Origin of the sequence: Bartonella sp. OD88NMGDW (assembly GCF_042193775.1) — a bacterium.
Classification (GTDB): domain Bacteria; phylum Pseudomonadota; class Alphaproteobacteria; order Rhizobiales; family Rhizobiaceae; genus Bartonella; species Bartonella grahamii.
On record NZ_JBHIMA010000009.1, the window covers coordinates 19,859 to 33,019 of the forward strand.

General features: G+C 36.5%; 7 protein-coding genes and 1 pseudogene. 4 read left to right on the plus strand and 4 right to left on the minus strand.

The features are described 5' to 3' along the window. Positions 1-192 precede the first annotated feature (192 nt). On the minus strand, positions 193-2,442 hold the full coding sequence (gene parC / locus ACFIJR_RS07495) for a DNA topoisomerase IV subunit A (RefSeq protein ID WP_375626904.1): 2,250 nt from the start codon (positions 2,440-2,442) through the stop codon (positions 193-195). 777 nt (positions 2,443-3,219) lie between these two features. After that, positions 3,220-5,013 (minus strand): aspartate--tRNA ligase, encoded by a 1,794-nt coding sequence (gene aspS, locus ACFIJR_RS07500; protein WP_375653901.1) that lies wholly within the window; start codon positions 5,011-5,013, stop codon positions 3,220-3,222. A 132-nt stretch (positions 5,014-5,145) separates the two neighbouring features. Here aspS and rnd point away from each other — a divergent pair, with 132 nt between their 5' ends. Further along, positions 5,146-6,300: a ribonuclease D gene (gene rnd, locus ACFIJR_RS07505; RefSeq protein WP_375626908.1), complete on the plus strand. Its 1,155-nt coding sequence runs from the start codon at positions 5,146-5,148 to the stop codon at positions 6,298-6,300. 637 nt (positions 6,301-6,937) lie between these two features. Beyond that, positions 6,938-7,124 (plus strand): annotated as a pseudogene (locus tag ACFIJR_RS07510) (helix-turn-helix transcriptional regulator). A gap of 272 nt (positions 7,125-7,396) precedes the next feature. Here the strand turns inward: ACFIJR_RS07510 and ppx are convergent. Then, complete coding sequence (ppx, locus tag ACFIJR_RS07515; protein WP_375648129.1) at positions 7,397-8,914, minus strand: exopolyphosphatase; 1,518 nt, start codon at positions 8,912-8,914, stop codon at positions 7,397-7,399. A 6-nt stretch (positions 8,915-8,920) separates the two neighbouring features. Next, a complete protein-coding gene (locus ACFIJR_RS07520) occupies positions 8,921-11,101 on the minus strand; it encodes an RNA degradosome polyphosphate kinase (RefSeq protein ID WP_375653902.1) in 2,181 nt (726 codons plus the stop codon). Between the two features lie 326 nt (positions 11,102-11,427). Between ACFIJR_RS07520 and ACFIJR_RS07525 the strand changes: the two genes are divergently transcribed. Both ACFIJR_RS07525 and ACFIJR_RS07530 read left to right on the plus strand, forming a co-directional pair. Further along, on the plus strand, positions 11,428-11,676 hold the full coding sequence (locus ACFIJR_RS07525) for a zinc-finger domain-containing protein (RefSeq protein WP_375623967.1): 249 nt from the start codon (positions 11,428-11,430) through the stop codon (positions 11,674-11,676). 49 nt (positions 11,677-11,725) lie between these two features. Beyond that, the gene (locus ACFIJR_RS07530; RefSeq protein WP_375653903.1) at positions 11,726-12,973 is read left to right on the plus strand and encodes an FAD-binding protein; all 1,248 of its coding nucleotides are present in this window, start codon (positions 11,726-11,728) and stop codon (positions 12,971-12,973) included. The last annotated feature ends 188 nt before the right edge of the window (positions 12,974-13,161 follow it).

Below are 13,161 nucleotides of genomic sequence, written 5' to 3' on the forward strand. Positions count from 1 at the left end.
TCACGACAGCACCCATAAATGCTGTAATGTTTAAAAAACAGTTTTGATTGATTTAACCTAAACAAGATCAAAATAGAAAAAACCTCACGCTTTAGATTTTTCTTTCAATATAAAAATAATAAATTATCCTTATAAATTAATATCTTACACAATCATAAAACCATAGGGAATTTTCCCATTTATAAAATACATTTAATTAATAAATTTTCCTGATTTTGGAAATCCTTTTGGAACCAAACGCCCGACACCCGCACGCGTTCCCATCCATTCAAAGAGATCGTCCGCCTGGCGGTTAAAGATTCGTTCAGCTGTATCTTGCCAACTTAAGCCTTCTGATAAATTAAAAGTCTTGGCATCAACAACACCACCTTCTTTATAACGCTGTAAACGAACACCTTTACCGCGATTCATTTCTGGTATTTGTTCAATAGAAAAAATAAGCATTTTACGGTTTTCACCGACTACAGCAACATGATCACCATTTACCGGAACACAAAGCTTTACCTTATCAGGAGCTTTCACATTCATCACTTGCTTTCCTTTTCGTGTATTGGCGATCACTTCTGCAGAAGAAACAATAAAACCATTACCGTGAGATGAAACCAAGAGCAATTTTTCCTCGGCGTGATGCACAAAAGCTGTGAGAACATCGTGCTCATCATCCATATCAACTAAAAGACGAATAGGTTCACCATGTCCCCGCCCTCCAGGTAAACTATTTGCACCAATAGCAAAAAACTTTCCACCCGTACTGATCAGCACAATCTTGTCGGTTGTAAATGCTGGAAATGCTAACTTTAAACTGTCTCCTTCTTTAAAAGAAAGCGCTTTATAATCGGTCAAATGTCCCTTCAAAGCACGCATCCACCCCTTTTCAGAAATAACAATAGTAATCGGTTCTTTTTCGATCATTGCTTGTTGAATATCATCAAGATCATGTCTTGGTGCCTCTTCAAACGTCGTACGTCTTTTCCCTAAGAATGTTTCAGGACCAAAAGTGTTTCGAACTTTTTTGATTTCTTCTGAAATTATTTTCCACTGTTTTATAGGAGAAGCTAATAAATTCTGTAGTTTTTCTTTTTCAGCTTTCAAACTTTCAAATTCTTTACGAATTTCAAATTCCTCAAGTTTACGCAAAGAACGCAAGCGCATATTAAGAATAGCTTCAGCTTGATTTTCTGTTAATTCAAACCGATTAATCAGCTTCTTTTTCGGTTCATCCTCTTCACGAATAATCTGAATGACCTCATCGAGATTTAAATAGGCAATAAGATATCCATGAAGAATTTCCAATCGGCTATCAATTTGATCAAGCCGATAATGAGAGCGACGAATAAGCACTTCTTGACGATGTTCAAGCCATTGCTGCAAACTTTCTCGCAAAGAAAGAACATTGGGTATTTTTCCCAAAGACAAAACATTCAGATTAAGGGGAAATCTTACTTCAAAGTCAGTCAATTTAAAAAGAGACTCCATAAGGAGCTCCGGATCAACCGACCGATTTTTAGGAACCAGCACGATTCTGATATCTTCTGCTGATTCATCTTGGATATCCTCAAGCATTGGCAATCGGCGTGCAAGCAATAACTCTGCTGTTTTTTCAATAAGACGTGACTTTTGAATCTGATAGGGAATTTCAGTCACAACAATCACATAAGAACCACGGCTACCAGGTTCCTGATGCCAACGTGAACGCAAGCGAAAGAATCCACGCCCAACACGATAGGATTCCTCAATACTTTTTTTAGGTTCAACTAAAATTCCCCCCGTCGGGAAATCAGGACCAAGAACGAATTGATTTAATTCCTCATCATTTACATCGGGATGCGCAATCAAATGGAGCGCTGCATCACAAAGCTCAGCAACATTATGGGGTGGAATAGATGTTGCCATACCAACAGCAATACCAGAAGAACCATTTGCTAAAAGATTAGGGAAAGCTCCTGGTAAAACAACAGGCTCTTCATCTTCTTCATTATAGGTTAAACGAAAATCAATAGCATTCTCATTAATTCCTTCAAGTAACAATGCAGCCACTTCAGTCATACGTGCTTCCGTATAACGCATGGCAGCAGCATTATCACCATCAATATTACCAAAATTGCCTTGCCCATCAACCAATGGATAACGAACAGCAAAACTTTGAGCCAAGCGCACCAAAGCATCATAAATAGACGCATCCCCATGAGGATGAAATTTTCCCATGACATCACCGACAATCCGCGCACATTTCGCATAAGACTGTCCAGGATTTAGTTTGAGAAGACGCATCGCATGAACAATCCGCCGGTGGACAGGCTTCAATCCATCACGTACATCAGGCAATGCACGGTGTGTAATCGTAGAAAGTGCATAAGCCAAATAACGTTCCTGTAAAGCAGAGCGTAATTCTATTGGTTCAATGTGTTCTTTATCAAAAGGTAAATTCATTTTATCAGACATAGTATTAAAACAACAATTCCCACAATAATAAGAAATTATTTTATAGGATTTATTTAATGAAATCTTCTATGAGTCGACTTTTTTATTAAAAGTCAATTACATAAAAACAAACGCTGCGATTAGAACATGAACAGAAAATTATATCAATTTGAAAAATTTATACATGTCCTTCCCCCCTTGTTCTAAGTAATTTATTGAAAGCTTTGTCAAATCCGATAATAATTTAACTGCTCACAAAGAGTTATTTCATTCTTTTTGGAATGACAAAAGCACCTTTCAAACATCATCTTTTATTATAAAGATAAATTGTATAACAACCCCATTCAGTTTTTCCATGAAAAACTAAAAAAATATTCAAAGCTTATAAAATTTAAACTTTTCAGAGTAAGTCCATAGAATAGAAAACCGCATTATTCTCATAAAAACGAAGAAACACAATTCTCTGCTACAACATTGTAAAAACTTCAATAAAAAATAAATAATATATTGTCGTATAAAGATAATTCATTTTTTTTCAACTAAAATGAGACTTCCAAATATTACAGAATTCTCTCATTTCTAATGTATTCATGATAAAACAATCACAATCATTTCCTCACCTATCACAAAGGAAACAGCCACTATAAAAACAAGGAATAAAAATGCCTCGTAAAGAATCAACACAATGGCGTTTTTGTCTATCTAAATTTCACAAACAGCATACACACACATGATGCTCTTGAGAGGCATCAAAACTTCACTCTACGTAGAAAAGATGAAAACAATCCATAATCAATTTTATGAGCTATTTTTGTGAGTAGGAGCCATACGGATTCCTAAATCACGTAATTGTGTAGGAGAAACATCAGACGGAGCACTCATCAAAAGATCAAGTGCCTGTTGATTCATAGGAAATAAAGCAACTTCACGCAAATTTTTAACACCCTGCAACAGCATAATGATGCGGTCAATTCCCGCAGCCATGCCACCATGTGGCGGAGCCCCATAATGGAATGCACGATAAAGACCACCGAAACGATCTTTCACAACTTCCTTAGAAAGTCCTACAAGTTCAAAAACTTTAAGCATCATTTCTGGTAAGTGATTACGAATTCCACCTGATGCAATTTCATAACCATTGCAAACAAGATCATATTGAAAAGCTTTAAGAGTAAGAGGATCTTGGGTCTCAAGAGCATTTTCTCCCCCTTGAGGCATGGAAAAAGGATTATGTCCAAAATCAATCTTTTTTTCATCTTCATTCCATTCAAAAAATGGAAAATCAACAATCCACGCCAAAGAGAAACTCTCTCTATCGAGAAGATCTAATTCTTCCCCTACCCGTGTACGGGCTGCTCCAGCAAAAGATGCGAATTTTTTTGGATCTCCAGCCACAAAAAAACAAGCATCACCACTTTCAAGTCCAAGCTGTATACGGATTGCTTCAGTCCTCTGTTCACCAATATTTTTGGCGATAGGCCCTGCTCCTTCCAATTTTCCTTCTTCTTCACGCCAAAAAATATAACCGAGCCCTGGTTGCCCCTCGCCTTGTGCCCATACATTCATACGATCACAAAAAGCACGACTTCCACCCGTTTTAGCTGGAATAGCCCACACTTGTGCATTCTCATCATTCGCTAAAATTTGAGCAAAGACTTTGAAACCAGAATTATAAAAATGCTGAGAAACATCTTCCATAATGATCGGATTACGTAGATCAGGCTTATCAGAACCATATTTTCGCATTGCTTCATCATAGGAAATGCGAGGAAAGCTTTGTGTCACAGTTTTTCCATCTGCAAATTCTTCAAAAATAGAACGCATAATAGGTTCCATAGTTGCTAAAACATCTTCTTGCTCAACAAAACTCATTTCAACATCTAATTGATAAAATTCACCAGGAAGACGGTCGGCCCTTGGATCTTCATCTCTAAAACATGGAGCAATCTGAAAATAACGATCAAAACCTGACATCATCAACAATTGTTTATATTGCTGTGGTGCTTGCGGTAGCGCATAAAATTTTCCTTGATGAACACGACTTGGGACCAAAAAATCACGTGCTCCTTCCGGTGATGAAGCTGTCAAAAGTGGCGTCGTAAATTCCGTAAAACCATTATTTTGCATAGCCCGTCTCATAGCCGCAATAATTTCAGTCCGACGCATGATATTTTTGTGCATAGTCTCCCGACGCAAATCAAGAAAACGATATTTTAATCGAATATCTTCTGGATAATCAGGCTCACCAAAAACCGGTAAAGGAAGTTCATCAGATTTTGAAAGAATTTCTACCTCTTGTGCAAAAATTTCAATCTCACCTGTTGGAAGCGTTGCATTAATAACCTCATCGGAACGTGCACATACCTCTCCATCCACACGAATAACCCATTCAGAACGCACTTTTTCAATAACTTTAAAAGCCAGCGAAGCAGGGTCAGCAACAATTTGTGTGATTCCAAAATGATCACGTAAATCCACAAAAAGAATTCCGCCATGATCACGAACACGATGAACCCATCCCGAAAGACGGACTTGTGCTCCTACATCACATTTACGAAGAGCCGCACAATGATGACTGCGATAACGGTGCATATTTTTTGCCTTTGATTATAATATTCATATGCGCTACAAACTCTTTTTAATAACCATTTGTCAAGATATGAGAATAAAAACTCAAAAATAAAGTCAATAAAGGACAAATTTAATTTATCGAATTATAATAAAATGATGAATCTTATTACACAAACAACCGATCTTGAAATTGCACTTAACGCTCTACATACCTCTGATTTTGTAACAGTCGATACTGAGTTTATCCGCGAAACAACTTTTTGGCCTCAACTGTGTTTAATCCAGCTCGCATCACCAGATATCACAGTTTTGATTGATCCCATAGCACCGGATATTGATTTACAACCTTTTTTTGACCTTATGATCGATAAAAAAGTTGTAAAAGTTTTTCATGCTGCGCGCCAAGATATTGAAACAATTTATCATCTTGGAGGTGTTATTCCTTCCCCTCTCTTTGATACGCAAATAGCAGGATCAATTTGTGGATTTGGTGATTCTATCTCCTATGATCAAATTGTACAACGCTGCACGGGGCATCATCTTGATAAATCCTCCCGCTTTACAGACTGGAGTTACCGCCCTTTGTCTGAAAAACAACTGCTCTATGCACTTGCCGATGTAACCTACTTAAGAGACGTTTACCTATTATTGAAAAAAAGGTTAGAAAAAAATCAACGTGCTCACTGGATGGACGATGAAATAACAATCCTTTTAAATCCTAAGACCTATGATATGCCAGAAGATGAAGCATGGAAAAAGGTGAAAGGAAAAATTAAAAAGCCACGTGAACTTGCTGTATTACAAAAGATAGCAGCTTGGCGGGAACGTGAAGCACGAAAATACAATATGCCACGTCGTCATATCATAAAAGATGAATGTCTTATAGAAATAGCAACCCAACAACCAAAAGATGAATCTGCATTAAAGCGGTTGCGCAGTCTTAATAAGAACTGGGATAAACTCTCAATTGCTCAATCATTAATCAAAGCTGTCCATGAAGGCTTAGAGGTGGATCTTTCTACTTTACCCCCCATTCCTAAACATAATCCACTCAATGATACGACAGCCGCTGTTATCGATCTACTCAAAGTGTTATTAAAAATTGTTGCAAATGAAAACAGCATTGCCCCTAAAATTATTGCAACATCTAATGATTTAGAAAAAATTGCCAATGGAGGAATAAAGAAAAATATTCCCGCTATGAATGGCTGGCGCTATGAAATATTTGGTCAAAAAGCCGAACAACTGCTAAAGGGACAGATAGGGTTTTACTTTAACGATGGAAAAATAAGCACAAAACAGCTTTAATTTACATTTTCATTTTGAAAAATCCATTACGCTACTCATTATCTACATCAATTGGTATGCCCTATAGACCAACGCAAACAGGATAAATAAAGCCTACTTCTGACAAAGTTAAAAATTAAATAGTGAACCCTTATTAAAAATGACAGCTAAATCTTTACCCAGTCAATCAAATAGCAATCCTATTAAAAATAATCTAAAAAAACAGACAGCTCCTTATTTAAAAGTTTTGAAAAGAAAAAGTTCTGATAATAAAAGCGCACTCATTACAAAAATAGCAGCCTAGCAATAGGAACAAACAAAGATATAATATCTTACGTCCCCATATCGTATTAAAAAACTACCGAGATTGCAATATAACAATCAAAAACCAGCCAGCATAACAACTAAAACACCTAACAAAGACAACATACTGATTTATAAAGATAATCTAGCGTTATTTATATTAAATTAGACCCCCGAATATCATAAGATTCTCTCATTCCATCTCAATAAGACTCATAAAGTTTTACATAAGAAATTATATGATAAAGCGCTGTTTTTTATAGATTAAACGCCTTTCAAAAAATCATGGTTAATAAATAGTTATGATTTATTTCTATTTTTTATAGTGAAAGGATTTTATAATGACTGAAATGATATTCTTTTGACAGACCGTGAAAGTGCAAAACTGCTTCATATGAGTATTTCAACATTCCGGTGTCATGTAACCAATGGATCTCTCCCAAAACCTTTAAAAGTTTGTTTTTTTATCGCGTTGGTTACAATCGAATCTTATCAATATAATCGAGCAAGCTAAACAGAAACGTTATAACGACGCAGCATAAAAAGAAAACCTTTTCAGGTAAAAATGGACAAGGCTTTCATTTTCACATGAAGCTTATGAAGTGAAAAATCCATCTTGTGACGCAAATAACAGAATAAAAAATTATGTTTTATTTTATGAATGCTCAGAGCATTACCAATGCCTTGCGTGGTGTCTGGTATGAAAGTTATGGAACAAGTCCTATTGTCCAGCTCATGATGATAGGTTAGCTAGTTTATCCCTCGTCAATAGCCCTATTATAAGACATAAAACACGAATAAATTAGGAAAAAAATCAAAAAATTTCAAAAGCGAGAGGTTGTTTTATTATTTTTGATAACGTCTGTAATCGTCCAAGAGGACGTTCTCCTAATAACCCAGCGTAATTCTTTGGGATCTGCAGGATAATATGATCTGCTTTTTTATGCCACAATAAATGAGGTAAAATTCCTGCAACAGAAGCACTAAAAAGATGAGCAATACGCATAGTTTCGCCAAGAATACGTGCTTTCTCAATTATATTTTGAGTTGCTAATTGAAAAATGGGAAGAGATTCTTTATCAACCAATAAACTCGTATTGCGAAAAAAAACAGCAAGCGCCGCATAAAGGCGCCCTTCATGGGAAATTCCTGGATAAGATCCTAAAGCTATTTGATTTGCTGCTTCATTACCTCTATAATCTGGATGTATACGCCAACCAATATCCGCAAGAAGACAAGCAGCTTGACGATAACGACATTCATTTTCAGTTTCTGAAATTCCAAAAACTTCAAAAGCATTCGTCGTAAAATCAATGAGTTCTTCTGCTTGTTTTGGTGAACGTGCCCGTAAAATGGCCATTTCTGTGCATGCTGCAATGAGAGGATCTGACAGCTGAATCGCCTGCGGCAATCGTGAATAAAGAAAACCTTCACGAACTCCAGCACCTGAAAAAATTATCTTTTCAAACTGCATACACTGAATGAGTTCAATAAGAACTATTGCCCCATAAGATAAAAGTTTCCGACGATTCTGAGAAATCGCTGCAATCCCTCTCAAATCATCAATATTGCCACGTGCTACAAGACGTAAAAAGTTCTCCATTTCAACGGCTTCAACTTCATAGCCATGCATAACAGGGAGCCGATAGTGTTTCATTGCCATATGGAGTTTTGCCAAATTACGCCATGTCCCCCCTACTGCATAAAAATAACGTGCTGTACCTTTACGAGTACGAACAACAGACGATTTATAAAATTGCTCATGTACAATTTTTGTAGCTACAGCACTATCATTATTTGACATATACTGTAACCTTAAACCACCCAATGGGAGAGTTATCCCTTCACCAACATCAGAATGATCAATATCAATCAGCTCAAGACTTCCACCACCAAGATCTCCAGAAATACCTTTTGGTTGATAAAAAGTAGAAACAACTCCATATGCTGAATACATAGCTTCTTCACTTCCTGAAAGAAGATATATTTTATTTTGCAAAATATCTTCAGCATGCTGAATAAATGCTACGCCATTCTTTGCATCTCGTGCTGCTGCTGTTGCTAAAGTATAGACCTCATCTGCCCCAATCTGTCGACAAAGCGTACGAAACCGTTTCAGTGTTTGCAATGCCATTTTCATCGATTGTTCTTCTAAAAATCCCGTTTTTGCCACACCATGACCGAGACCACAAAGAATCTTTTCATTAAATAAAACTGTTGGTGAGCGAACAAGCCCCTCATAAATAACCAACCGAACAGAATTTGAGCCAATGTCAATAACAGCAACAGGCTTACACCCTTTTAACCGACCTTGAGCATCTCTATATGTCATTGGATTTTAGTCTTTATGTATTTCGGCTTGTTGCCGATGCAACGCAACCAAGCGCGAAACAGAAGACTCAAAAGACTCATTTTCCCCTGCAAAACTTGTACTGGCCATAAAATACTCCTGCGCATTAAATAGACTTTCACCTATCTGTGGCGTAATACGTTTTGATGTTCCATCCTTAAGTATATCAAAGCTTTGTTGATTATCAATGATATTAGCCAACATAATCTGTAAAAGAATTTTTTGACGCACTATTTTATTAAAAACTGGAACCAATATTTCAATACGATAGTCCAGATTACGAGGCATCATATCAGCAGAGCCTAAGTAAACGAGTGCATTTTCATTAGGCAAATCTTGACCATTCCCAAAACAAAAAATGCGACTATGTTCAAGAAAACGCCCGACAATTGATTTTACACGAATATTATCCGAAATTCCTAGAATACGAGGACGTAAACAACATATCCCCCGCACAACCAAATCAATTCGCACCCCTGCTTGACTGGCACGATATAAAGCATCAATAATTTCAGGATCAACCAATGCATTAACTTTCATCCAAATAGCAGCAAACCTTCCCTGTTGTGCATGAACAATTTCTCCCTCAATATGCTCTAAGATACGACCACGCAATGTTAAGGGTGAAAAAGCAATCTTCATTGTTTCATTTGGACGCTCATATTGCGCAATATAATTGAACAATAACGCAACATCATGAGCGATATCATCATCCGTGGAAAAAAAAGAAAGATCGGTATAAGTTTTAGCGTTAATGGGATGATAATTTCCTGTTCCAAGATGAACATAAGAGCAAAGACGTTTTCCCTCACGTCTCACAACCAATGACATCTTAGCATGAGTTTTTAATGCAATAAAACCAAAAATAACTTGAACCCCAGCACATTCAAGATCCCGCGCCCAACGAATATTTGCTTCCTCATCAAAACGTGCTTTAAGTTCTACCAAAGCAGTCACAGACTTTCCCTGTTCAGCTGCTTCAATCAAAGCGCTAACAATTGGGCTATCATTTGATGTACGATAAAGTGTTTGTTTGATTTCCACAACATCAGGATCGCAAGCAGCTTGACGTAAAAATTGGACAACAACATCAAATGTCTCATAGGGGTGATGAATCACAATATCATTTTCACGAATAGCCGCAAAACAATCCCCTTTATGTTCACGAATACATTCTGGAACACGAGAAATATAAGGAATAAATTTGAGATCATCACGAGGAATAGAAACAATTTCTGATACCGTATTAAGCGCTAAAAATCCATCAAGAACATTAATACAATTATCAGGGACAGCGAGACTATTCGCTATAAATTGGCGTAAACTCTCTGGCATTCTTGCGTCAAACTCAACTCGAATAACCTGCCCACGGCGCCGCCTTTTGAGAGCAGTTTCAAAAAAATGAACAAGATCCTCAGCTTCTTCTTCTACCTCAATATCACTATCTCGGATTACTCTAAATATACCAATTCCTGTAACCTCATAGTTAGGAAATACATGTTTAATAAAAAGGCAAATAACATCTTCAGATGCAATAAAACGAAAATGATTACCCTCTTGAGGAAGAAGAATAAAACGCCTCAAAAGCATTGAAATAGACAACAACACTATGTGAGAGTTCTGATCAGTTTCTCCAGACAATTGAAGCGCAATAGAAAGGCCTAAATTAGGAATAAATGGAAAAGGATGAGTAGAATCAACAGGCAAAGGTTTTAAAACAGGAAAAATTGTCTCAAGAAAATATTTTTCAAGCCATGATTTTTCAATTTCTGAAAGATCATCAGAACAAATAATTTCAATATCATTCTTTTTTAATTCATCACGTAAAATATTCAATTCTCGTAGTTGGTGAGCCTGCAGCTTTGAAATCTCAGCTAATACAATATCAAGTTGTTCCTGTGGAGTGTGCCCATCTGCACTGCACGCTGTAACGCGAGCACGAATTTGAGCTGCTAGTCCTGCAACACGAACCATAAAAAACTCATCAAGATTTGCAGCTGAAATAGAAAGAAATTGTAGACGTTCTAATAAAGGATGTCTCGCATTAGCCGCTTCCATCAAAACACGATTATTAAATTGTAGCCATGAAAACTCTCGATTAATAAACCGTACCGGATTTTTCATTGTTATATTCGATATAGAAATTTTATCTACCACCCTCTGTTCCATATATCCTAAATAATTTTCTTTTATATTTTCTAAAATCCTTGACGAAATATCTCACATAACATTTGATAACATGTTATCATCATAATAATATATCAATGCCTAACTTTCCTTATCATTTTTCCATTTAATATTTAAAAATACTTGGAACTATCTTCTATGCGCAAAGCACTAAAAGTAAGACAATTATTATAATATAGCATAAAATAGGAGAAATTTGTCTTAAAAAGCAGCTTGCATTATCATAAGCTTTATTACAAACTCACGCCTATAAAATAGAAGAGCCCAATCATAGCTGATGAGACAATTTATTCTGGAGTTTGTACCCCATGGCTGATCACAATATTCCTCATTTCCAAAATGACCTTGGATATAAAACAATCGAAATTGGTGTGAAAGAATTTATGTGTGTAGGCGCTACACAACCATTCGATCATCCTCATATCTTTATCGACATGGGAGCAGCAGATGAGAAAATTTGCCCTTACTGCTCAACCCTTTATCGTTATGTTCCCTCGCTATCATACGATCAAACAAACCCAACAGGATGCTTATATCATCCAGAAAAGCTATTATAATCGCGTTTTTTGGCTTTCTTAATAACCACTCTTTTAATTCTGCTTTAATATGAAATCGTTTGTGGAACAATCACCCATCATTGTTGGAGGAGGAATTGCTGGTTTAAGCACCGCTTTAGCACTCGCTCATAAAGGAATTGCAAGCACCATTATCGAAAAGTATAAGCAACTTGAAACGATAGGCGCTGGTATTCAACTGACACCAAATGCAACATCTATTCTTGCTCGCTGGGAACTTCTTAATAAACTCGCTGAAGTCGCGACAATCCCACATTTTCTTGAGTTAAAAAATGGACTATCTTTAAAAATACATCTACGGGCTCATCTTATTAATCTAACAGAAAAATATTGGAAAGCCCCTTATATGACGATTCACCGCGCGGCTTTACAAAAAATTTTATATAATGCAGTGATTGAAAATCCTTTGATCAAATACAAAGCAGGCGAAACGATTGTATCTTCTACCCAATCTGCAAGCAACATTAAAATCACAACAATAAAAACAGATACGGCAACAGAACAGCTTCATTCAACGCCCCTCCTGATCGGATGTGATGGCGTTTGGTCAACATTACGGCAACAATCTCCTTTTCATGAAAGAGCAAATTTTAGTGGCTTTATTGCTTGGCGTGCAACAACAACATTTGATAATCTTCCTCAAAACTTTCGTTCTTCATTGCAAAATATGAAGACAATTACGGCTTGGATGGGACCAAAAAATCATCTTGTTGTCTATCCCATTCAATCGTCAGAAAAAATTTTTAATTTTGTCGCCATCACAAATGGAGAAAATTCAAAAGAAGGATGGGCTCATAAAGGAGATAAAGAAAAACTCAAATCTCTTTTTAGAGATTGGAATTCAAAAATCTTACAAATCTTTGATCATATTGATGAATGGAGCTATTGGCCACTCTTTCAAATGAAACAAAATCGTTTTATCGGTTTAGAGAGACAAGTATTTGTTGGCGATTGCGCACATGCTGCCTTACCTTTTGCAGCACAAGGTGCCGCTATGGCAATCGAAGATGCTGCCACATTAGCAGAAGCACTTTCATTGCAAGATTTTTCATTAACGAAAGCACTTTCGCTTTACGAAACAACACGCACCCCCCGTATTGCAGCAGTAAAAAAACGCGGAGATTTCAATAGATTAGCCTATCACGCAACCGGTCCCATAGCAATTGCACGCAATCTCATGATGAAAATTCGTACACCAGAGAGCATTATGTCAGATCTCAATTGGCTTTACATGTATGATGCAATGAATTCCATAAAAAATAATGATAAAAACTTATAAAATTTTTCCAGTACTTTGAATATTACGAAAGAACGAGATTTTTTGACTCTATGACACTAAAACCCATCATAATTTACTCAAATAAAAGCAAAATTTTTCGAAACCTACAATCCGACTTTAAAAGCTCAATTTTTAGCTCTCCTAAAAGCAAAAACACCACTCAAAATCAGCTCCCATCTTTAATCTTT